This is a genomic window from Rhizobium sp. OAE497, assembly GCF_040546565.1.
In the GTDB taxonomy this organism is placed as follows: domain Bacteria; phylum Pseudomonadota; class Alphaproteobacteria; order Rhizobiales; family Rhizobiaceae; genus Rhizobium.
The window spans coordinates 2245061-2266628 of record NZ_JBEPOA010000001.1 but is presented as its reverse complement, the minus strand read 5'-3'; the positions used below and the strand labels follow the sequence as shown (position 1 = coordinate 2266628).

Sequence of the window (21568 nt, the reverse complement as noted above, 5' to 3'; positions counted from 1 at the left end):
GGTTTGTAAAGGGGTGATATTGCCGCAGTCAGGCGGGAATCTTTGCCCCAGTACGCCTCTTTCGACCGACCCTGGTCCAACCTCGAGTCCCTCTGGAGACGTGAATGGCTTTTTGGAAGCAGTTTGTTCTTTCTATAGTTGTTATTGTTGCCGGTTTTGCCGGATGGATATTTTTTGCGCCCGGTGCGGCGGATAGTTTGAAAAATGCCGGGGTTCCCGAGAGCCTCGTTTCCAGGATTGCGCCGTCTGCGAAGACGGCTGATGCGACGGCTCCTGCCGGCGACGGTCAGGCCCGCGAGGAGGGTGGCAATCGCCGCAATGGCGGCGGACGCGGCGGCAATGGCGCGGTTCTCGTCGTCACGCAGGATGTCGTCCAGGGTGTCGTCAACGACCGGCTGAGCGCCATCGGCACCGGTGATGCCATCCGTTCGGTTGCGGTCACGCCGCAGGCGACCGGAACGATCCGCGAGATCCTCATCAAGTCGGGCGACAAGGTGAAGGCCGGTCAGGTGATCGCCAAGCTCGACAGTGAAGAGCAGGTGATTGCCAAGGGGCAGGCCGAGGTGGCGCTGAAGGCGGCGCTCGAGAAGTCCAACCTCTATCACAACATCAAATCCAGCGTGTCGCGCATGGATGTGTTCGATGCCGAGATCGCCGAGCAGGGCGCACGCCTGCAGCTGCAGGCCGCCGATCTCAATCTGACGCGCCGCGATATCACCGCACCGATCGACGGTATCGTCGGCATCGTCCCGGTCAATATCGGCGACAATGTCACGACCACGACGCCGATCGTCACGCTCGACGACCGCAGCGAGATCCTCGTCGATTTCTGGGTGCCGGAGCGCTTTGCCAATACGGTTTCCGTCGGCCAGCCGGTCGAGGCGACGTCGGTTGCGCGCCCTGGCCAGGTGTTTTCGGGTGAGGTGGAAGCGGTCGACAACCGCATCGATTCTGCCAGCCGTACGCTGCGCATCCGCGCCCGTATCGACAACGCGTCGGACGAGCTGCGCGCCGGCATGTCCTTCAATGTCGGCATGAAATTCCCGGGCGACAAATATCCGGCGGTCAATCCGCTCGCAGTACAGTGGGATTCGCAGGGTTCGTTCGTCTGGCAGGCGCTCGACAACAAGTCGCACAAGGTGCGCGTCAGCATCGTGCAGCGCAATCCGGATTACGTTCTCGTCAAGGCCGATATCAAGGATGGCGACGCGATCATCACCCAGGGCCTGCAGCGTATCCGCGAAGGCGGGGCGGTTCGCACGGCCAACGAGGTTGCTTCCAATAATGGAGTGGCGACCCAATGAGCGTGACCGAGATCCACGACCGCGCTTCCGGCAAGCAGAGTTTCACCGCTCTCTTCGTGCGCCGGCCCATTCTGGCGCTGGTCTTCAACACATTGATGGTGGTCGCTGGCCTTGCCGCCTATGTCGGCATCGAGGTGCGCGAACTGCCTGACGTCGATCGCCCTGTCGTCACCGTGCGCACCACCTTCGACGGTGCGTCGCCGCAGACGATCGACCAGGAGCTGACGAAGGTGATCGAAGGCGCGGTTGCCCGCGTCAGCGGCCTGAAGTCCATCTCCTCACAATCGCAGTTCGGCCAGAGCCGCGTCACGCTGGAATTCTCCGATTCCGTCGATCTTGCTGTTGCCGCAAACGATGTGCGCGATGCGATCGGCCGGATCACGCAGAACCTGCCTGACGATGCCGACGCGCCGCAGATCGTCAAGGCGGACTCGGATTCGCAGGCGATCATGCGTCTGGCCGTGACCTCCAGCAATCTCAACATGGACGACCTGACGCTGCTCGTCGAGAACGAGATCGTCGACCGCCTGGCATCCGTCGATGGCGTTGCCGATGTCGAGGAATATGGCGATCAGGAAAAGGTCTTCCGCGTCGATGTCGATCAGAGCGCGCTGGCAAGCCGCGGGCTGACGATCGGCGACCTGACGCAAGCGCTCAGCAATGCGGCGCTCGATGTGCCCGCGGGATCGCTGAAGAGCACGACGCAGGATATCGTGGTGCGCGCCACCGCCAACCTGCAGAAGCCCGAGGATTTCCAGAATGTCATCCTGCAGGACCGTGTCCGGCTCGGTGACGTCGCGACCGTGACGCTCGGCCCGCGGGACGGCGAAACGGCGCTGCGCTCCAACGGCAACCCGGGCATCGGTCTCGGCATCATCCGTCAGGCGCAGTCGAACACGCTGAATATCTCGGCCGGCGTGCATGCCGCCGTCGAGCAGTTGTCGAAGACGCTGCCCGAGGGCACCAAGATCGCGATCACCAGCGACGATGCGGTGTTCATCCAGGGTGCGATCCATGAGGTCGAACTGGCGCTGATCCTCGCCGCTGTGATCGTCACCGCCGTCATCTATCTCTTCCTGCGCGACTGGCGGGCGACGCTGATCCCGGCGGTCAGCATGCCGGTGGCGCTGATCGGTACGCTGGCGGCGATTTACATGGTCGGCTTCTCGATCAATATCCTGACGCTGCTCGCCATCGTGCTGGCGACCGGCCTTGTCGTCGACGATGCGATCGTCGTACTCGAAAACATCGTGCGGCGAAGGGCCGAGGGCATGGGGCCGCGTGCGGCCGCGGTGCTCGGCACCCGCGAAGTGTTCTTCGCCGTCATCGCAACGACGGCGACGCTTGCTGCCGTCTTCATCCCGCTCTCTTTCCTGCCCGGTCAGGTCGGCGGTCTGTTCCGTGAATTCGGCTTCGTGCTGGCCTTCTCGGTGGGGCTATCCTCGCTCGTGGCTTTGACGCTTTGTCCGATGCTCGCATCGCGCATGCTGACCAAGCCGATGCGTGAGGATCACGGGGCGCTCGGTCGCTTCGGCAACCTGTTTGCCACCGCTTATAAGTGGGGGCTGCAGCGCTGCCTCAATGCGCCGCTCGTCGTCATCATCGTTTCGCTGCTGTTCGGGGGCGCTGCACTGCTCGCCTTCTCGACGGTCAAGAGCGAGCTGACGCCGAACGAAGACCGCGCCATGGTGATGATGCGTCTGACCTCGCCGCAGGGCTCCAGCCTTGAATATACGCGCGACAAGATGCAGCTCGTCGAGGAGTATCTGCAGCCGCTGGTCGATAGCGGCGATATCCAGAACGTCTTCTCGATCTCGGGACAAGGTGGCCAGGCCAATAGCGGCTTCATGGTGCTGACGCTGGCGCCCTGGGGCGAGCGTGAACGGACCCAGGCGGAGATCGTCCAGGACATCAACCGGGCGGCATCGCGTGTTCCGGCGCTGCGCGGCAACGCGATCTCCTCGAACAGCCTGCGCATCCGCGGGGCAGGCAACGGCCTGCAGATGGCGCTGATCGGCAACAATTACGAAGATCTGACGGCCGCGGCGCTGAAGCTGGTCCAGGCGCTTGACGCTACCGGCCAGTTCGACACGCCGCGTCTGACCAACGAGCCGACGCAGGCGCAGGTTTCGGTGTCGATCGACCGCGAACGGGCTTCCGATCTCGGTATCGATATCACCGGTCTTTCGACGGCGATCCAGTCGCTGCTCGAGGGGCGCTCGGTGGTCGATGTCTTCGTCGACGGCGAATCCTACCCTGTGCTGCTGACCTCGACGACGCGGCCGATCGACGATCCGACCGATCTCGAAAACGTCTTCCTGAAAACGGGGGACGGCAAGATCGTGCCGATGTCGGTCATCGCTTCGCTGAAGGAAGGATCGGTTGCGCCGCAGCTGAACCGTGAATCGCAGCTGGCTTCGGTCGCAATCACCGCCGGTCTCAAGGACGGCATGTCGCTTGGCGATGCGGTGAATCAGGTGACGCAGCTTGCCGAACCGCTGCTGCCCTCGGGCGCGCGGCTGCTGCCGCTCGCCGAGGCTGCGACGCTGGAAGAGAATTCCAGCGGCATGGCGCTGACCTTCGGCTTCGCGATCGTCATCATCTTCCTGGTTCTGGCGGCACAGTTCGAAAGCGTGCTGTCGTCGCTGATCATCATGTCGACGGTGCCGCTCGGTCTTGCCTGCGCGGTGTTTGCGCTGATCATCACAGGGTCGAGCCTCAACATCTACAGCCAGATCGGTCTGGTGCTGCTTGTCGGCGTCATGGCGAAGAACGGCATTCTGATCGTCGAGTTCGCAAACCAGCTGCGTGACCACGGCGTCGAGGTGCGCGAAGCCATCGAGCGGGCCTGCGAGCTTCGCCTGCGCCCGGTGATGATGACAATGATCGCGACCATTCTTGGGGGCGTTCCGCTGGTCTTTGCCCATGGCGCGGGTGCCGAAGCCCGCGTGGCGCTCGGCTGGGTGATCGTCGGCGGCCTCGGGTTTGCGACCCTGGTGACGCTGTTCATCACGCCCGTCGCCTACCTGCTGATTGCCCGCTTCGCCAAGCCGCATGCCCATGAAGAGGCCCGGCTGCACGAGGAAATGTCGCATGCGACGCGGCCCAAGGTGGTGCCGGATGCGGAGCAGCTGCAGGCTGCAGAATAAGCGTTTTTGCTATGTTTTCAAAGGACGCCGCCGGATTTCCGGCGGCGTTTTTTATGGTCAACGAAGAATTGTAAAACAGCGTGAATCACTTCTGAAAGTTAGCCGTTTTTTAAGTATAAACGGCAATGATCACGCCGTGACCGATCAATGCCTCCAGCGTTTTTGGAGGTGCTTTTCTTCCGCTGATCTCAGCGCCCGAACATGACGTTTCGCGGACCCGGTCATGTCAGTTAGTTGCGTATAGTTGTGTTCGGAGTTCGAGTTCTGTGAGTATCTTTCAACGCACATCGGTTGATGCGGCGCTGCATATTTTGCGCGACACCAACCGTAGTTTGACCACAACGCAAAATCATGTCTCCACCGGTCTTCGTGTCGCCAAGGCGCAGGATAACGGTGCCTATTGGGCGATCGCCACCACCGTTCGCACCGATAACAAGGCGAACGGCGCAATCCAGGATGCACTCGGCATCGCGGCGGCGACGATGGGCGTTGCCTATACGGCCGTTTCCAGCGCCATCGAGATCGTCTCCACCATCAAATCCAAGCTGGTGGCGGCAACCGAAGAGGGCGTCGACAAGACCAAGATCAATGACGAGATTACCCAGCTCAAGTCGCAGCTGCGTTCGGTGTCCGAAGCCGCGAGCTTCAACGGCGACAACTGGGTGCAGCTGACCGACGAGGACGATCCGACGAAGCCGAAGGAGATCCCGGCGGCCTTCATTCGCGGCGACGACGGTTCGGTCAAGGTCTCGACGCTCACCTATCATATCGACGTTCCCTCGACCGGTGTCACGACCTCTGCCGACGCGCGCTACATGGTCGATGACCGCGCCGGCGGCACCGGCGAATATGGTGCGCTGACGACTGATCACTACGCGACCGAACTCGGCGCTGCGCAGAACTATGTGATGATCTTCAGCAAGGAAGGCGATACGACCGGCCAGGTCGAGATCGGTCTCGATGCCAATACGTCAGCCGACGATCTCAAGGACATGATCAACGTCACCGATGCGGCCCTGAAGCAGATGACCACCGTCGGTTCGTCCTTCGGTGCACTGGAAAAGCGCATCGACCTGCAGAACGACTTCGCCAAATCGCTGACGGATTCCTATACATCCGGTATCGGCCGCCTGGTCGATGCCGATATGGAGGAGGAGAGCGGCCGGCTGGCGGCGCTGCAGACGCAGCGGCAACTCGGCATCCAGTCACTGCAGATCGCCAATGCGAGCTACAACACCATCACACAGCTCTTCCAGAATATCTGATCGCTGTTCTCCAAAACGAATCGCCCGGGCTCTCCCGGGCGTTTTCGCGTTTGCGGATCGTCGCAAAGCTGGTGATATCCGGGCACAGTCTGCCGCGCGCCGTGTGCATTTGCCGGATTTTGCGGTATCGGATGTGCACGTTTCATCTTGTTGCCGCATTCCTTAATATTTGCTCGGGTCAGCTTCGAACGGAGAGCCTTCTGCCAATGATCAAGAAATTCATAGTCCTGGCGCTTGCCGCCACCTATCTGAGCGCCTGCACGACGACCGATCCCTATACAGGCGAGCAGAAGATGTCGAACACGGCAGGCGGTGCGATGCTTGGCGCCGTTGGCGGCGCGCTAGCAGGTGCTGCTCTCGGCGGACGCGGCCATGGTGCGCGCAACGCTGCCCTGATCGGCGCCGGTATCGGCGCGCTCGCCGGCGGCGCGATCGGCAACTACATGGACCAGCAGGAAGCCGAGCTTCGCCAGCAGCTCGAAGGCACAGGCATTTCCGTGACCCGCAACGGCGACAACATCATCCTCAACATGCCGTCGAACATCACCTTCGACGTCGATCAGGATGCGGTGAAGCCGGGCTTCTATCAGACGCTGAATTCCGTCGCGATCGTGCTGCGCAAGTTCAACCGCACGCTCATCGACGTCAACGGCCATACGGACTCGACAGGCAGCCTGCAGCATAACCAGGATCTGTCGCAGCGCCGCGCCCTGTCGGTTGCCGATTATCTCGGCGGCCAGGGTATCGACCAGCGCCGCGTCTCGGCCGTCGGCTTCGGCCCGTCGCAGCCGATTGCCTCCAACGCGACGGAAGCAGGGCGCTCGCAGAACCGCCGCGTCGAAATCCAGATCGCTCCGGTTACCCAGGGCTGATCCATCTTCCACTTGCATAAGAAGCGGCCGGGCCAATGCCCGGCCGTTTTCGTTCAGGCATGCATCCTGGCGCCCTTGGTGATCTTGTCGACGATCTTCTTGTCGGCGCGCATGGCGATGCCGACGACCTTGGCATCGTCTGGGGCAAATTGCGCGAAGACCTCGCGGTTGGCGGCATCGTGGCCGGTCGCAAACATTTCCTCGATGAAGATCGACGTAGCGATGCCGCGCTCCAGCGAGCGGCGGTGAACGGCGGTGATGGTCGCGTCGTCGGCCGACAGGACGATGATCGGCTGGACGGAAAGGGCGTTATAGAGATTGCCCGCCTTGTCCTTATAGGCTTCGCCGATGATATCGGGATTCTGCCCGGCGATGCCGCTCATCAGGAAGGCCGTGACATTCAGCGTCTGCCAGGAGGCAAGATTGTTTCGCAGGACGATCGCAATTTTGGTATCAAACATTCCAGGTCTCTTCGTGAGTGCGAGGTGGCATTGAGCCAGGATGTAAATTCAACCCTCTTCCAGGGTCTTGAACGTTTGTGCGCGCCATCGGGCGCGGACGGCATCCTGACTGCGCCTGCCTTTCCGGGCATCGAGCGCATCGAGGCGCAATTCTCCGGCAATGCCTTCGAGCCGCACCGCCACGACACCTACGCGATCGGCGTGACGCTGAAGGGCGTCCAGACTTTCAGCTATCGCGGTGAGAAGCGTTTCAGCATGCCCGGCCAGGTGATCGTGCTGCATCCCGACGAGGAGCATGACGGCGGGGCGGGCACCGAGGACGGGCTGCAATACCGGATGCTCTATATCGAGCCGGCGCTGGTCGCCGAATGTCTGGATGCGGAGAAGATGGGGTTGCCCTTCGTCGGCGAGCCCGTGTTCGGCGATGCGGCGCTTGCCAATGTGCTGCTTGGGGCGCTCAGCGATCTCGATGGCGAGCTCGACGGTCTGTTCGTCGACGATTTCCTGACGGAAGTGGCGGGCGGTCTGGCAAGGCGGGCGAGTGCACCGGTGAAACCGATCGGCAAGCTTGCCTGGCGGCAGGCGCGCAAGGCGCGTGATTATCTCGAGGCGCATGCGACGCGCGCCGTTCATTCCGAAGAGCTGGAAGTTGTGACCGGTCTCGACCGTTTCACGCTGTCACGGCATTTCCGCGCGGCCTTTGCCACCAGTCCGCACCGCTATCTGCTGATGCGGCGGCTGCAGCAGGCAAGGGCGCTGATCATCGAAGGCGAGAAGCTGCCCGATATCGCCTTTGCGACCGGCTTTGCCGACCAGAGCCATTTCAACCGGCATTTCAAGAAAGCCTATGGCATGACGCCCGGGCAGTGGGCGGCGCTCAGACGCGGCTCATCGCCAGGCCGCTCTTCCTGGCGATGAAACGGGCGAGCATCGGGCCGGTCAGCAGGATGACCAGGAAGCGTCCGACCTGCATCGCCATGACGAAGGGCATGTCGACATCGCTCGATGCGGCGATGATGGCGACCGAATCGGCGCCGCCGGGGCTGGTTGCCAGATAGGCCGTCAGCGGATCGACGCCGGCAAGCTTGTGGAGCGCAAAGGCCATCAGGCCGCAGATCGACATTAGCGTCAGGATCGAAGCTGCGACGCGGGGCAGGGCGCGGGCGGCGTGCGCCATGATACCCGGCGTGAAGCGCAGGCCGATGCTCCAGCCGATCAGGGCATAACTGATGGCAAGCAGCCAGAGCGGCAGCTCGATCGTCAAAAGACCCAGTCCCTGCAGCGTCGATCCGATGATCAGCGGCAGGATGATCGTGCCGCCCTGGATGCGCAAGCGCGCGGCGCCATAGGCGCAGAAGCCGGTCAGCGCGATCGTTGCGGCAAAGGCCGGCCAGTCGACCGGCGGAAAGAAGATCAGCGGCGGCGGTTCTGCGCCCTCGGCGCTGGTCCAGAGGGTTGAGACGACAGAGGCGGCGACGGCGACGAAGACGACGCGCAGATATTGCATGAAGGCGACGAGGCGGGCATCGGCGCCGTAGCTCTCGGACATGATGGTCATCGCCGCGGCGGCGCCGGGGGAGGAGCCCCAGACGGCAGTGGTGCCCGGCAGCACCTGCAGCTTGGTCAGCACGTAACCAAGCAGGCCGGCAGCGGCGATGATCGCGAAGATCAGCGACAGGAAGAGCAGGGCATCATCGGCCATGGTCTTGACGATATCGACGGTGATGGCGCGTGCCATCAGGAAGCCGACCAGCGCCTGCCCGAAGAGCAGCGGCCAGCGGGGCACGCGCAGCTGCGTCTTCGATGCCGTCAGCGCCACGACGATCGCCGCGACCATCGGCCCGATCAGCAGCGATGCCGGCAGGCCGAGCATTTCCAGGCCGAGAACCAGGATGACGGAGAGAGCAAGCAGGATTGCCCATCGGGGCAGGCTCGCCTTCGAAGGTAGGAAGCTGGCAAGGGCTTTGAACGGCATCAACGATATCTTCTTTGCCGATCGGCAGGCACCGCCAGAGCGGTCGAAGGATGATTATCGGCGTGACTTCTGGACCGGCGGGGATGCCGGAGGCGCAGTGCGGATATATTTGTCAGCCTGCCGCAGGGTCAACTGCGAAATGTGGCACTGCACTGCCGCCAGGGTCTGGCGGCAGTGCATCCGATCCGGTCACTTATGAACGCATTTCTTACTGATATTGTTGTTTCGTTTCGCCTTGGTGAACTTCGCGATCATCCCGGCAGGGCAGGTCTTGTCGTCGTAAAGGACCGGCTCACCCGGCGTCATCGTGGCTGCCGTGGGTTTGGTCGTCACCGTCTTGATCTCGGCGCCTGCCGGCGATGTCAGCATCGCGAGAACCGCGCCTGTCGATGACAGGACGGTCATGCCCTTCAATTTCGGATAGGTCTTGGCCTGCATCTCTATGTCCCTCCGTTGCCGGGGAGGAAGACAACATGGCTTTGCGGCCTCTGCCAATTCGCCTTTTCGAGCTAACCGGCAGTTCTCATAGCTTGGCGTGAGTAGCCAGGAAATCGAGGAGGGCGCGCACGCGGGCCGGAAGCGGGCCGCCCTGGCCGAGATAGACGGCGTAGAAGTCCTCGATATCGCCGGGATTGAAGTCTTCCATGACGACGGCAAGTCTTCCAGCCGTAATATCTTCCCGTAAGGTGAAGTCGGCGAGCCGGGCCAGCCCGGCACCGGCAACCGCCAGATGGCGCATGGCTTCACCGTCGCTGACCTGCACCCCCGGTGTGACCGGCACGTTGACCGCTTCGGCGCCGTCCTGAAGCGGCCAACCCTGAATGGCGCGGGAATAGGAAAAGCCGATGCGGCAGTGGTTTTCGAGATCGGCGATCGTTTCAGGCACGCCATGCGTCGCGAGATAGCCGGGAGCGCCGACGATGAGCTTGCGAGCGCCGCCGAGCTTGCGGGCGATCAGGCTGGAGCTTTTCAGCGGACCGGCGCGAATCGCCACATCGGCCCGCTCTTCCATGAGATCGACGATCTTGTCGGTCAGGGTGATGTCGAGGGTGATGCCGGGATGCTCGGCCAGGAACTGCGGCACGAGCGGCGCCAGGATGTGGTTGCCGAAGGAGCCGCTGGTATTGATGCGGATCGGCCCGGTCGCCCGTTCGCCTGACGATGCATAACGCTCGGCCTCTGAAATATCGGCGAGGATCGAGACGCTGCGCTGGTAGAAAGCCGACCCTTCCGGTGTCAGCTGCAGCTTGCGGGTGGAGCGGTTGACGAGGCGGGTGCCGAGCCTTGCCTCAAGGCGGGTAATCAGCTTGCTCACCGCCGAAGGCGTCATCTTGCAGGCCGTTGCGGCCGCCGAAAAGCCGCCGAGCTCGACGGCGCGGACGAAGACTTCCATTTCGCCGGAGCGATTGATGTCCTGCCTGCTCATGATGAATTCAAATCACAAATGAGTTTCTTTGAGGCAATCTATATCAGCGTAATTTGAGTGTCTATCTTCTGGAGACAACAGGAGAAAGACTATGGACTATCGAAATCTCGGCCGGTCAGGCCTGCGTGTGCCCGTTCTGAGCTTCGGCGCCGGCACCTTCGGCGGCTCGGGCCCGCTGTTCGGCGCCTGGGGCAATACGGATGCCGCGGAAGCGCGCCGCCTCGTCGACATCTGCCTGGAGGCCGGTGTCAATCTGTTCGACACGGCGGACGTCTATTCTGCAGGTGCCTCTGAAGAAGTGCTGGGGCAGGCGATCCGCGGCAAGCGCGATCAGGCGCTGATCTCGACCAAGACGGCGCTGCCCGTTGGTGACGGTCCGGCGGATTGGGGTGCGTCGCGCTCGCGTTTGATCCGCTCGGTCGACGCGGCGCTGCGCCGTCTCGGCACCGACTATATCGACCTGCTGCAGCTGCATGCCTTCGATGCCTCGACGCCGGTCGAGGAGGTGCTGTCGACCCTCGACGGGCTGATTGCAGCGGGCAAGCTGCGCTATACCGGCGTCTCGAACTTCGCCGGGTGGGAGCTGATGAAGTCGCTTGCCGCGGCCGATGCGAACGGACATCCGCGCTATGTCGCCCATCAGGTCTACTATTCGCTCGCAGGCCGTGACTACGAATGGGAGTTGATGCCGCTCGGCGCCGATCAGGGTGTCGGTGCTCTGGTCTGGAGCCCGCTTGCCTGGGGCAGGCTGACCGGCAAGATCCGCCGCGGCCAGCCGCTGCCGGAGGGTAGCCGCCTGCACCAGACGGCCGAATTCGGGCCGCCTGTCGACGACGAGAAGCTCTATGCGATCGTCGATGTGCTGATGGAAATCGCCGAAGAGACCGGCAAGACCGTGCCGCAGATCGCCATCAACTGGCTCACCAGCCGCCCGACCGTCTCGAGCGTCATCATCGGCGCCCGCAACGAAGAACAGCTGCGCCAGAACCTCGGCGCGGTGGGCTGGTCGCTGACGCCGGAGCAGATCAAGCGGCTGGATGCGGTGAGCGCCGTGACCGCGCCCTATCCCTATTTCCCCTATCGCCGCCAGGAGGGTTTTGCCCGGCTGAACCCGCCTCTGGTATGACGATCGTGCGGCGGGCGGCCCTATCCGAAAGGCTGCCCGCTGCTCACCCCGGTTGCGCGCAATCTTGACTGGACATGTCATTCCACTTGTCCCATACCAGCCTGCCTGTCGATGGTAGAACGTATTGGAGATCAACGGGATGGCTCTCAAGGATGCGAAGGCTGGATTGCGCAACGAGGCAGGGATCTCTGCCGTTCTGGGCATCCTGAAGCAGAGTTTCGGCGAGCGTTTCCAGACCGGCGAATCCTTCCGCGCGCAACACGCCCATACGACCACCTACATTCCGGCGCAGCTGCCCGACGGCGTGCTGTTTGCCGAGACGGCGGACGATGTGAAAGCCGCGGTCAGGGTTTGCGCCGAGCACAAGGTTCCCGTCATCGGCTTCGGCACGGGCTCGTCGCTCGAAGGCCAGGTCAATGCGCCCTCCGGCGGCATTTCCATCGATTTCAGCCGGATGAACCGCGTTCTCGAAGTCAATGCCGAGGATCTCGACTGCACTGTCGAGCCTGGCATCACCCGCGAGGAGCTCAACGTTTACCTCCGCGATACCGGCCTGTTCTTCCCGATCGATCCCGGCGCCAACGCCTCGATCGGCGGCATGGCCTCGACGCGCGCTTCGGGCACCAATGCGGTGCGCTACGGCACGATGAAGGACAACGTGTTGTCCGTTACCGCGGTGACCGCCAATGGCGAGGAGATCCGCACCGCGCGGCGCGCTCGCAAATCCTCGGCCGGATACGACATGACGCGGCTCTTCGTCGGCTCGGAGGGCACGCTTGGCATCCTCACGTCGGTGACGCTGAGGCTGCAGGGGATACCGCAGAAGATCGGCGGCGGTGTGTGCCCGTTCCCGACCATCAAGGCTGCCTGCGATGCCGTCATCATGACCATCCAGATGGGCATTCCGGTCGCCCGCATCGAGCTTCTCGACGCGCTACAGATCAAGTGCTGCAACGCCTATTCGAACCTCAGCTACCAGGAGACGCCGACGCTCTTCCTCGAATTCCACGGCACGGACGAGACGGTCGCGCTGCAATCGCAACAGTTTGCCGAAATCGCCGCAGAATGCGGAGGCGGGGAGTTTGTCTGGACCGTCAATGCCGAGGAGCGCGCCAAGCTCTGGAAGGCCCGCCACAACGCCTATTGGGCCTCGCGGGCGCTGGCGCCCGAGCTTGCCGCACTTTCGACGGATGTTTGTGTTCCTATCTCCCGGCTGGCGGATTGCATCACGGAGACGCAGGCGGATATCGAGGCGCACGGCTTGCTGGCGATGATCGTCGGGCATGCGGGCGACGGGAACTTCCATGTCCTAGTGTTGTTCGACGACAAGAGCGCGGAAGGTGTTGCCGGCGTCGAGAATTTCGTCTCGCGGCTCAATGCACGGGCGCTGGCAATGGATGGAACATGCACCGGGGAACACGGGATCGGACAAGGCAAGATGTCGTTTCTTCAAGAGGAGCTCGGCGGCACCGTCGATCTGATGCGCCAGGTCAAGCGCTCGCTCGATCCGGACAATATCTTCAACCCGGGCAAGATTTTTCACCTCGGCTGAAAACGGAATAATCTCATGATCTTCGGCCTTGCTACCGGCATGAATAACAGTAGTGTCGGCAACAGAATCCCGAATGGAGAATCCTTGATTTGGTAGGCCGGTTCCTCGTCTTTCTAGGGGGAGTGATCGTCGTAGTGCTCTTTGTGGCACTACTCGCACCGCTATTCATCGACTGGACGGACTTTCGCAAGAATTTCGAGGATCAGGCAAGCCAGATCATCGGCAAGAAGGTCACCGTGCACGGCACCGTCGATGCGCGGCTACTGCCGTTTCCGTCGGTGACCATGCATGACGTGCGCGTCGGCCAGGAGCCGGATGGCCAGCCGATCGTTCAGGTTGAGCAGTTCTCCATGGATGCCGAGCTCGCGCCATTTCTCTCTGGCGAAGCGCTGATCTTCGACATGCGCGTCGTCAATCCGAAGGTGCGGCTGCGGCTGCTGAAGGACGGAACGCTCGACTGGATGCGCGGCAGCCAGGCGGAAATTCCGGCCAAGACCGTGGTGCTCGAAAATGTCCACGTCAGCGGCGGCGACGTGCAGTTCATCGACGACCAGTCCGGCCGTTCGCGCAACATCACCGGCCTGAATGCGGAGATGTCGGCAAAGTCGCTCGCCGGTCCATGGCGCATCGATGGTGACGCCACGCTCGATGGCGAGCATGGCAGCTTTTCGATCGCCAGCGGCCAGCCGGATGAAAACGGCGTCCTGAAGGTGCGCACCCGCCTCGTTCCCGACCAGCATCCTGTCAGCGTAGATCTCGATGGCGAGCTGAAGCTCGTCGACCGCAAGCCGAACTATCAGGGCACGATGTCGGCAGCGATCGAGAACCGCGGGCAGAGCAAGAATGACAAGACGCTGCCGCCGCCGCGCGTCAAGGGCCGTTTCGAACTGACCAACGAGCGCATCCGCGTTCCCGAATACCGGCTGGAAGTCGGCTCGGCCGACGACCCTTATGTAATCACCGGGGAGGCGACGCTCGATACCGGCAGCGCGCCGGAATTCCTGCTGATCGCCAACGGCCAGCAGATCGACGTCAACCGCATCGGCAATCAGGGCGCGGGCGGCAAGACGGCGCGCGATCCCGGCCTTTCGGCCCGCCAGCGCCTCAACTCGCTGATCAATATCGTGGCGCAGGTGCCAATCCCGCAGGTGCCGGGCAAGGCAAGCGTGCGCCTGCCGGCTATCGTTGCCGGCGATACGACGATCCGCGACGTGCAGCTCGATCTGCAGCCGGCCGGTGACGGCTGGACGATCGACGATGCCGTCGGCACGCTGCCGGGGCGTACGCAGGTGGAAGGCAAGGGGCGGCTTGCGCTACGCGGCCAGCCGTCGTTCAACGGCCAGGTGACCGTTGCCTCCAATCAGCCGAGCGGCCTTGCCTCCTGGCTTGCCGGTTCCGTCGATCCGGCGATCCGCCAGCTGCGGCAGGCAGGTTTTTCCGCCGATGTCAGCCTGACGCATCAGAAGCAGAGTTTCGACAATCTGGAGATCGCCGTCGGCCCCGCGACGCTGAAGGGCAGGGTGGAACGGCTGGCGCCCAAGGACCAGACGCCTTCACTCAATGTGGCTTTGAACGGCGACGCGCTGGATCTCGATGCCCTGAGGGCGCTGACCGGCCTCTTCACCGGCCAGGACGCCGGCGACAATGTGCTCGATCATAAGATCACCGCGCAGCTGAAGGCCGACAAGTTTACGGCCTTCGGCGTCGAGGCGTCGAATGTCGAGACGAGCTTCACCATTGCCGATGGCGCGCTTGCCGTCGAAAAGCTGGCGGTGAAGAATTTTGCGGGCGCCGAGCTGACCGCGACCGGCCGCGCCGAGGGCTCGCTGCTCGACTACAAGGGTTCCGGCGAGATCACCTTCAAGTCGGCCGATCCCGGACCGTTCTTCACCATGCTGAAGGAGCATCTGCCACAGCATCCCGTCATGGACCGGCTGGTGCGCAATTCCGCCTGGTACACCAATACCGCGCTGCGCGGTGCGCTCACGCTCGGCGGCGACCAGAATGACGGGCTGACGCTGACGCTCGCCGGTGTTTCCAACGGCAGCCGCGTCAATCTCGATTACCGCATGTCCGATCTTCTGGCGCTGACCGGCAAGGGGACGACCAGCCTCGAAGCGACGCTCGAAAATGCCACGACCTCTGTGCTGTTCGGCCAGGCCGGTCTCGATCCGCTTCCGGTGGAAGCCGATGCCAATGGCAGGCTGTCGCTGAAGGTGCAGGTCAACGGCACCGATCCCGCCGATGCCTCGCTGGCCTTTGCGACCGACCGCACGTCGTTTACCGCCAATGGCAAGGTCGATGTGCGTCCCGATACCTTCATGAACGGCCAGGTCGGCGTGTCCCTGGAGAGCGCCGATCTCGATCCCTACCTGATCATGAACGGCATCGCGCTGCCGCAACTCGGCACCGGACTGCCGTTCGGCCTGCAGACGACGGCGACGATCGATAGCGGCAAGATCACATTCGCGGACCTGAAGGGCCATGCTGCCGACAACAAGTTCGCCGGCTCGCTGGCGGTCGACAGGGCAGCGAACAAGACCACGGCGAGCGGGGAGCTGGCGCTCGACCGCGCCGATGCGATCTGGCTCGGCGAGGCCGTCTATGGGCCGATGACCGATCCTGCGACCGGTAACCTGACGACCCAGGGTCTCGGACAGCCGGTCTTCAAGGATATGGACGTCAACCTGAAGCTCTCGGCTCAGCAGTTCTGGCCCGGCTGGTCAGGCGCCGTCAGCGATTTCGCCAGCAACATCGCCTATAAGGGCGACGAGCTGCAGCTGAACGACATGCAGGGCACCTGGGATGGCGGCAAGCTTTCCGGCAACCTGCTCTTCACCAATGCCGACGGTACCGGCTTCTTCCAGACCAAGCTGGCGCTCGCCGATGCCGATCTCGGCGGCGTCGTCTGGTCGCGCGACGGGGCGCCGATTGCCAACGGCAAGTTCGGTCTGTCGTTGAGCTCCGAGGCATCCGGCAAGTCGATGACGGAACTGGCGAGCTCGATGACCGGCTCTGGCGAGATGCGGCTTGGCGAAACCAGCGTGCGTGGCCTCAATCTGGCGATCCTGGCGCCGCTGCTCTCGGCCACCGATCCGATGCAGGACCAGCTGAATGCCGGTAAGGTGCATCCGATCGTCGAGACGCTGCTGAACAACGGCGAGGCGAAGCTGCCGCCGCTCGGCATTCCGTTCAACATCACGGATGGCATGCTCCGGGTTCAGAACGTCACCGTATCCAACGACCTCGCCAAGGTGACCGGCAACGCGCAGATCGACCTGCCGCAGGAGCGCATCAACGCCTCGCTGAATATCGGCTTCAACCCCGGCAACGACGCACTTTCCGGCGCCGACCCTGCACTCAGGCTCGATTTCTCCGGTCTGCTGGCATCGCCTGGCCGCACCATGGACGTGACCGATATCACCGGATACCTATCGCTGCGCGCCTTCGAACGTGAACGCCGCCGCGTCGAGCGCCTGCAGGCCAACGTGCTCGAAAAACAGCGCCTGCGCCGCGAAGTGGCTCTCTACAAGTTCAACGACGCCGAACGCGCCAAGGCGGCGGCGATCGAGGCGGAGCGCAAGGCCGAGGAAGAACGCCTGCGAGCGCTCGCCGAAGCGGCTGCGAAACAGAAGGCGGAAGCGGAAGTCAGGGCGAAGGCCGAGGCGGATGCGAAGGCTGCTGCCGACGCCAAGGCCGCGGCGGAGGCCGAAGCACAACGGCGTGCGGCTCAGCAGAACAGCAGCCAGGGCCAGGCACCGACAGGCGGCAACGGTCTGAATTTCAACACCATGCCCGGCGCCGGCATTCCGCAATAAGCCGGATAGGCCGCTTTCCACAATCGACCAGCGATTTACGTCCTTCGGACAAGTCCGGGATGCCGAACTTTGATAGGCTGCCGAATGGACCAATTCAGCAGTAATTAGGCTATTTCCAGGCTAGAGCCTTCAATGCCTATGGGAAGTTCTATGCCCTGCCCTTCACAGGATGCCCAAGCGCTGCTAGTCAGCGAGACGAAATCGCTTGAGATCTTACGGAGTGGAAATGACAGGCATTCTAGACGGCAGCAATGGCGTAAAGCAGGTCATTTGTATCAATTGGGGTACAAGGTTCGGCTCCAGCTATATCAACCGGCTTTATGCAATGGTGGCACGCAACATCACGCCTCCATTCACCTTCACATGTTTCACTGACAATCGTGAGGGTCTGCACCCTGCAATTCTATGCGAAGATTTGCCGCCTCTGGGCATAGAAAGCTTGCCAGTCAACACCCCCGGTATCTGGAACAAATCTAGGCTGTGGGGTGCAACTCTTGGAACGCTAAAGGGCAGCGTCCTTTTCTTGGATCTCGATGTTGTCATTGTTGGCTCGTTAGACAACTTCTTTGAGGTAGGCGGAGCCGACGACATCGTTATGGCGCGCAACCAAACTACTCCCTTTGAAAGACTTGGCCAAACGTCTCTTTTCCGATTTCCTGTCGGCAAGCTCGTGCCGTTGCAGCAGAAGTTTTATGCCAATCCTCAAGGCGTTGCTGATGAGTACCGGTTCGAACAGCGGTTTGTCACAAGGAACGCCCCGGGGGGTAAGAAATTCTTTCCACGGCGGTGGGTCTTGCATTTCCGGCAGGACTGCCGTTGGCCGCTTCCACTTAACTATTTCTTGAGCCCACGATTGCCATCGACTGCGAAGGTTGTGATATTTCCGCGAGGACTACGACCAGAGCATGCCATTGCCGGTCGATACAAGGGAAAGTCGGACAATATACGCGAGCACCTCTCTCAAACCTTTAATAAGACTGCGCGCAAAGGGGATTCCATATTCTCACATTTGCGCCATTTTATACGCCCTACGCCGTGGGTAAAAGAACATTGGCGTGAGTAAATCAGCCGCTAGGCGGCGACTGCTGCCCAGAAGGACATGGTTGCTGTCCTAACGTCCAAGTTTTGCTCTGCTCTAAATTGCATAAGCTGAAATCGGGTGGTTACCCGAACCTAGCCATCAAGGGGTCATTGCCGGGCGCTCACGGGCGCGGCAATGACCTCGCCAAAAGGCTGCCATCATCTGCTGTTCTTGAGCCAGGCAAGCACGTGCAGGCGCAGCGCCGAGGAGAGGTTGCTGTCGGCGGCGCGGCTATCGTCGATCTCTGAAATCAGTGCGGCGAGCGGGATTGCGCGGGCGGTGGCGATCGCCTTCAGTTCGGCCCAGAATTCGTCTTCGAGAGTGAAGCTGGTGCGGTGGCCGTGAAGCGTTGCGGAATGCTTGCGGATCATCGGCGGGACTTGCTGGCTTGATTAAACGGACAGAGCAGGGCGATCGGCAACGGGCCTATTCGTCCTTGTCCTTCTCGATCCGGCCCTGGCTATGGGTCTTCTCCGCCTTGTCGTTCAGCGCCTTGGTCAACTGCTTCTCGGCCTTGGTGCGGCCGAAGCTGATGCGGTTCTGCTCGGCCTCTTTGTCCTTTTCCGAACGGGCCTGCTTCTTCCTGAACTGGCGGAGATTGACGATTTCGGCGCTCATGGCATGCCCCGATCTGAAATGAATTCGGCCGGCCAAAATGCATCTTGGCTGGAATGAAAAAGGGAAGCCTTGGCTTCCCTTCCTGTTACTGCTTCTTGCGGAAGGCGTCGAGCGAGACGACCGATCCGGGCTTCTTTTCCTCGCCGCCCTCGGCAGGCTTGGCCGCCGGCGTTTCCTCGCTCTTTTCGGGAGCGACGGGGTAGGCGGTGATCTCGGCTTCGGTCAGCTCCTCGCCATCGGCGAGCGGCACGTCGAATTCCAGCTCGAAATTCACCGAGGGATCATAGAAGCCACGGATGGCATTGAAGGGGATGACGAGCTTTTCGGGAACGTCGGAGAAGGAAAGGCCGATCTCGAACAGCGATTCGGTGATCTTCAGATCCCAGAACTGGTGCTGGATGACGATGGTCATCTGCTCGGGATATTTGCTCTTCAGGTGCTGCGAAATGCGCACGCCGGGAGCGCCGGTCAGAAAGGTGATGAAAAAGTGGTGGTCGCCGGGAAGGCGGCCCGTCGCTCCGACTTCGGACAAGACCTTGCGGATGACGCCACGCAGCGCGTCCTGTGCCAGAATGTCGTAGCGGATGTGGTCCTGCCCCATGCTTTTCCTGTCTTTCGTTGGTTCGGAAGTCTTTTCGCTCGCTTATATGCCATGTCCGGCCGCGCTGCGGAAGCCTTGCCCCGAGTCATGCTTGACGGAAGCATACATGATTTCAATGGCAGGGAGAAGGTGAAGGCTTCTGTTGCCAGGTGCCTTCGGACCCCGCCTCAAGGGGCTAACCTAGAGGACTTGGAGCGGAATTCCCGCACCGCCATTAGGCAGCGAGAGCGTATTCCTTAGCGTTGTTGTCGTTTGCAACTACACTTGTGACCCGATAACGGCGGTATCATGCCGAGCGAAAAGTCGATCTTTACACCCTTGTCGATCCTATTTCGCCCCCATCAACAGCAGCCGTACATCCGGCTGTTCTTGGTGGAGGCGCCGGGTACCGCCCCCGGGTCCAATAGGCTTATTACACCGCCCATTTATCGCCATAGCCGGCCCGAAGACCGGCAAGGCTGATATAGTGTTTTCCTGACGGCATGGGAAGAGGCTCGTCACAAAAGCGTCGTTGATATCGGAGGATTTTGCTTGGAAAAGCGATGCTGCGTGGTTGGTTTCGCGGCGGGGACGGCTTAAATATAAGGCTAAAACGGAGTCGGCGGCGGCCATGAAGCAATATCTCGATCTTCTGACCCATGTGATGGACAAGGGCACCGACCGTGGCGACCGGACGGGAACCGGCACGCGCTCGGTCTTCGGCCATCAGATGCGCTTCGACCTGAACGACGGTTTCCCGGTTCTGACGACCAAGAAGCTGCATCTGCGCTCGATCATCCACGAGTTGCTCTGGTTCCTGAAGGGCGAGACCAATATCGGCTACCTCAAGGACAACGGCGTGTCGATCTGGGACGAATGGGCCGACGAGAACGGCGATCTCGGCCCGGTCTACGGCGCGCAGTGGCGCTCCTGGCCAGCCCCTGACGGCGGGCATATCGACCAGATCGCGAATTTGGTGAACGGCATTATCAAGAACCCGAATTCGCGCCGCCACATCGTCTCGGCCTGGAACCCGGCCGAAATCGACAACATGGCGCTGCCGCCCTGCCACTGCCTCTTCCAGTTCTATGTCGCCGACGGCAAGCTCTCCTGCCAGCTTTACCAACGCTCCGCCGACATCTTCCTCGGCGTGCCCTTCAACATCGCTTCCTACGCGCTGCTGACGATGATGGTGGCGCAGGTGACCGGCCTGAAATACGGCGATTTCGTCCACACGCTCGGCGATGCGCATCTCTACCACAATCACTTCGAGCAGGCGAAACTGCAGCTGACGCGCGATCCGAAGCCGCTGCCACGCATGCTGATCAAGCGCGACGTCAAGGATATCTTCGATTTCAAATTCGAGGATTTCGAGCTCGTCGGCTACGAGGCCGATGCCAGCATCAAGGCGCCGATCGCTGTTTGATCGAGCCGTCGCCAAACTTCAAGATTTGCATCTTCTCCCCGAGTGCCCGGCCGTCATTGGTGGTGCAGGGCCCAAGTGGTCGCATCAGCGCGCTAGATGATTGCCGTCAAGGAGTTGTTTCTACCTGGGGGAACAGACGTCGCTATAGGCAGGCGGCGATTGCTATAGAAACGCAAGACTACTATCCCGAGCGGACATCTGCGTAACCGGCAAGGGCCAGGTGATGTTGAGCTTGGGATCAAGCGGATTCACACCGCCTTCGGCATCCGGCGCATACGGCTTGTCGTGGAGGTAGATCAATTCGCAGTCTTCGCTCAAGGTCTGAAAACCATGGGCGAAGCCTGCGGGGATCAATAGGGAGCGGGCATTGTCTTGCGAAAGGATTTCACCGTGCCATTTCAGATAGGTTGGAGATCTGGGGCGCAGATCGACGGCGACGTCGAAGATGACGCCCTTCAGGCAGGACACGAATTTGGTCTCATCATGAGGAGCGCGCTGGAAATGCATGCCGCGGATGACGCCTTTTTCCCTCGTCATCGTATGATTGATCTGCGCGATGCTGCCGGTGCCGAAATCCGGCAGTTCGTCGGCGCAGAAGAAGCGGGAAAAGAAGCCGCGGTCATCGCCGAGACGCTGGCGTTCGACGAGCGTGAGGTCTTTCATGTATGTAGGCGTGAGCGTAAAACGACCCATATATGCGATACCTTACCGGTAAACCTGCTTTGCTTTTGATACGGTCAATCGACGACAAGCTAGTAACCAAAGAGCGGAGATTGATGTAGCCGCGCTATATAACATACAGAGGGTTCGAACGAGAGGTCATTTACGATTGTTGTACAACCGACTGTGCGCGCAAGGACGATGCCTCGTCGCTGCTCCGAAAGATCGCAGTCCGCGGCGCAGATCGCCTGTACA

The 21568-nt window shown here is 61.6% G+C and carries 18 protein-coding genes and 1 other RNA gene; 10 read left to right on the top strand and 9 right to left on the bottom strand.

All coding sequences use genetic code 11. The features are described 5' to 3' along the window. Positions 1-104 precede the first annotated feature (104 nt). The 4 genes from ABIE40_RS11660 (at position 105) to ABIE40_RS11645 (ending at position 6590) form a co-directional block, all read left to right on the top strand. On the top strand, positions 105-1304 hold the full coding sequence (locus ABIE40_RS11660) for an efflux RND transporter periplasmic adaptor subunit (protein ID WP_199629162.1): 1200 nt from the start codon (positions 105-107) through the stop codon (positions 1302-1304). Then, complete coding sequence (locus tag ABIE40_RS11655) at positions 1301-4453, top strand: efflux RND transporter permease subunit (protein WP_199629161.1); 3153 nt, start codon at positions 1301-1303, stop codon at positions 4451-4453. Before ABIE40_RS11660 ends, ABIE40_RS11655 begins: the two co-directional genes overlap by 4 nt. Positions 4454-4719: 266 nt before the next feature. Beyond that, positions 4720-5718 carry a flagellin N-terminal helical domain-containing protein gene (locus ABIE40_RS11650; RefSeq protein WP_199629160.1) on the top strand — a complete coding sequence of 333 codons (999 nt, stop codon included), beginning with the start codon at positions 4720-4722 and terminating at the stop codon, positions 5716-5718. Positions 5719-5924: 206 nt separating this feature from the next. After that, positions 5925-6590, top strand: coding sequence for a YiaD family glycine zipper/OmpA-like lipoprotein (locus ABIE40_RS11645; RefSeq protein WP_112715407.1), 666 nt, complete (start codon positions 5925-5927; stop codon positions 6588-6590). Positions 6591-6643: 53 nt separating this feature from the next. On the opposite strand, the gene ABIE40_RS11640 is transcribed toward ABIE40_RS11645, so the two are convergent. Next, positions 6644-7051 (bottom strand): DUF2000 family protein, encoded by a 408-nt coding sequence (locus ABIE40_RS11640; RefSeq protein WP_199629159.1) that lies wholly within the window; start codon positions 7049-7051, stop codon positions 6644-6646. 30 nt (positions 7052-7081) lie between these two features. Between ABIE40_RS11640 and ABIE40_RS11635 the strand changes: the two genes are divergently transcribed. Then, positions 7082-7969, top strand: a complete 888-nt coding sequence (locus ABIE40_RS11635; protein ID WP_199629158.1) for an AraC family transcriptional regulator — start codon at positions 7082-7084, stop codon at positions 7967-7969. Here the strand turns inward: ABIE40_RS11635 and ABIE40_RS11630 are convergent. The 3 genes from ABIE40_RS11630 to ABIE40_RS11620 form a co-directional block, all read right to left on the bottom strand. Next, positions 7929-9026, bottom strand: coding sequence for an AbrB family transcriptional regulator (locus ABIE40_RS11630; RefSeq protein ID WP_112715401.1), 1098 nt, complete (start codon positions 9024-9026; stop codon positions 7929-7931). The genes ABIE40_RS11635 and ABIE40_RS11630 overlap by 41 nt on opposite strands. Before the next feature lie 189 nt (positions 9027-9215). Then, a complete protein-coding gene (locus ABIE40_RS11625; RefSeq protein WP_354541007.1) occupies positions 9216-9464 on the bottom strand; it encodes a DUF6719 family protein in 249 nt (82 codons plus the stop codon). 85 nt (positions 9465-9549) lie between these two features. Next, positions 9550-10452: a LysR family transcriptional regulator gene (locus ABIE40_RS11620; RefSeq protein WP_199629157.1), complete on the bottom strand. Its 903-nt coding sequence runs from the start codon at positions 10450-10452 to the stop codon at positions 9550-9552. A 91-nt stretch (positions 10453-10543) separates the two neighbouring features. On the opposite strand from ABIE40_RS11620, the gene ABIE40_RS11615 reads away from it, so the two are divergent. The 4 genes from ABIE40_RS11615 (at position 10544) to ABIE40_RS11600 (ending at position 18011) form a co-directional block, all read left to right on the top strand. Then, a complete protein-coding gene (locus ABIE40_RS11615; protein ID WP_199629156.1) occupies positions 10544-11578 on the top strand; it encodes an aldo/keto reductase in 1035 nt (344 codons plus the stop codon). A 139-nt stretch (positions 11579-11717) separates the two neighbouring features. After that, entirely contained in the window at positions 11718-13130 is a 1413-nt protein-coding gene (locus tag ABIE40_RS11610) for an FAD-binding oxidoreductase (RefSeq protein WP_199629155.1), read from the top strand. Between the two features lie 89 nt (positions 13131-13219). Then, positions 13220-16948: an AsmA family protein gene (locus ABIE40_RS11605; protein ID WP_199629154.1), complete on the top strand. Its 3729-nt coding sequence runs from the start codon at positions 13220-13222 to the stop codon at positions 16946-16948. A 226-nt stretch (positions 16949-17174) separates the two neighbouring features. Beyond that, positions 17175-18011 (top strand): glycosyl transferase, encoded by an 837-nt coding sequence (locus tag ABIE40_RS11600; RefSeq protein ID WP_199629153.1) that lies wholly within the window; start codon positions 17175-17177, stop codon positions 18009-18011. Between the two features lie 176 nt (positions 18012-18187). On the opposite strand, the gene ABIE40_RS11595 is transcribed toward ABIE40_RS11600, so the two are convergent. The 4 genes from ABIE40_RS11595 to ssrA form a co-directional block, all read right to left on the bottom strand. Then, positions 18188-18400, bottom strand: a complete 213-nt coding sequence (locus ABIE40_RS11595) for a ribbon-helix-helix domain-containing protein (RefSeq protein WP_199629152.1) — start codon at positions 18398-18400, stop codon at positions 18188-18190. 55 nt (positions 18401-18455) lie between these two features. Then, positions 18456-18647 carry a DUF4169 family protein gene (locus ABIE40_RS11590; RefSeq protein ID WP_112715389.1) on the bottom strand — a complete coding sequence of 64 codons (192 nt, stop codon included), beginning with the start codon at positions 18645-18647 and terminating at the stop codon, positions 18456-18458. 85 nt (positions 18648-18732) lie between these two features. Further along, entirely contained in the window at positions 18733-19248 is a 516-nt protein-coding gene (locus ABIE40_RS11585) for an SspB family protein (protein ID WP_112715387.1), read from the bottom strand. 128 nt (positions 19249-19376) lie between these two features. Continuing rightward, positions 19377-19741, bottom strand: a transfer-messenger RNA (tmRNA) gene (gene ssrA, locus ABIE40_RS11580). Positions 19742-19858: 117 nt separating this feature from the next. Here ssrA and ABIE40_RS11575 point away from each other — a divergent pair. Beyond that, on the top strand, positions 19859-20653 hold the full coding sequence (locus tag ABIE40_RS11575) for a thymidylate synthase (RefSeq protein ID WP_199629151.1): 795 nt from the start codon (positions 19859-19861) through the stop codon (positions 20651-20653). 162 nt (positions 20654-20815) lie between these two features. Here the strand turns inward: ABIE40_RS11575 and rfbC are convergent, their stop codons facing one another. Beyond that, positions 20816-21346 carry a dTDP-4-dehydrorhamnose 3,5-epimerase gene (rfbC, locus tag ABIE40_RS11570; protein WP_199629150.1) on the bottom strand — a complete coding sequence of 177 codons (531 nt, stop codon included), beginning with the start codon at positions 21344-21346 and terminating at the stop codon, positions 20816-20818. Positions 21347-21568 lie beyond the last annotated feature (222 nt).

What these genes read in the sequence shown, in the direction of transcription:
- ABIE40_RS11600 (WP_199629153.1), top strand. Translation starts at nt 17,175, where the DNA reads ATGACAGGCATTCTAGACGGCAGCAATGGCGTAAAGCAGGTCATTTGT.
- ABIE40_RS11575 (WP_199629151.1), top strand. Translation starts at nt 19,859, where the DNA reads ATGAAGCAATATCTCGATCTTCTGACCCATGTGATGGACAAGGGCACC.
- ABIE40_RS11630 (WP_112715401.1), bottom strand. Translation starts at nt 9,026, where the DNA reads ATGCCGTTCAAAGCCCTTGCCAGCTTCCTACCTTCGAAGGCGAGCCTG.
- rfbC (WP_199629150.1), bottom strand. Translation starts at nt 21,346, where the DNA reads ATGGGTCGTTTTACGCTCACGCCTACATACATGAAAGACCTCACGCTC.
- ABIE40_RS11655 (WP_199629161.1), top strand. Translation starts at nt 1,301, where the DNA reads ATGAGCGTGACCGAGATCCACGACCGCGCTTCCGGCAAGCAGAGTTTC.
- ABIE40_RS11585 (WP_112715387.1), bottom strand. Translation starts at nt 19,248, where the DNA reads ATGGGGCAGGACCACATCCGCTACGACATTCTGGCACAGGACGCGCTG.
- ABIE40_RS11660 (WP_199629162.1), top strand. Translation starts at nt 105, where the DNA reads ATGGCTTTTTGGAAGCAGTTTGTTCTTTCTATAGTTGTTATTGTTGCC.
- ABIE40_RS11620 (WP_199629157.1), bottom strand. Translation starts at nt 10,452, where the DNA reads ATGAGCAGGCAGGACATCAATCGCTCCGGCGAAATGGAAGTCTTCGTC.
- ABIE40_RS11590 (WP_112715389.1), bottom strand. Translation starts at nt 18,647, where the DNA reads ATGAGCGCCGAAATCGTCAATCTCCGCCAGTTCAGGAAGAAGCAGGCC.
- ABIE40_RS11625 (WP_354541007.1), bottom strand. Translation starts at nt 9,464, where the DNA reads ATGCAGGCCAAGACCTATCCGAAATTGAAGGGCATGACCGTCCTGTCA.
- ABIE40_RS11610 (WP_199629155.1), top strand. Translation starts at nt 11,718, where the DNA reads ATGGCTCTCAAGGATGCGAAGGCTGGATTGCGCAACGAGGCAGGGATC.
- ABIE40_RS11615 (WP_199629156.1), top strand. Translation starts at nt 10,544, where the DNA reads ATGGACTATCGAAATCTCGGCCGGTCAGGCCTGCGTGTGCCCGTTCTG.
- ABIE40_RS11595 (WP_199629152.1), bottom strand. Translation starts at nt 18,400, where the DNA reads ATGATCCGCAAGCATTCCGCAACGCTTCACGGCCACCGCACCAGCTTC.
- ABIE40_RS11640 (WP_199629159.1), bottom strand. Translation starts at nt 7,051, where the DNA reads ATGTTTGATACCAAAATTGCGATCGTCCTGCGAAACAATCTTGCCTCC.
- ABIE40_RS11645 (WP_112715407.1), top strand. Translation starts at nt 5,925, where the DNA reads ATGATCAAGAAATTCATAGTCCTGGCGCTTGCCGCCACCTATCTGAGC.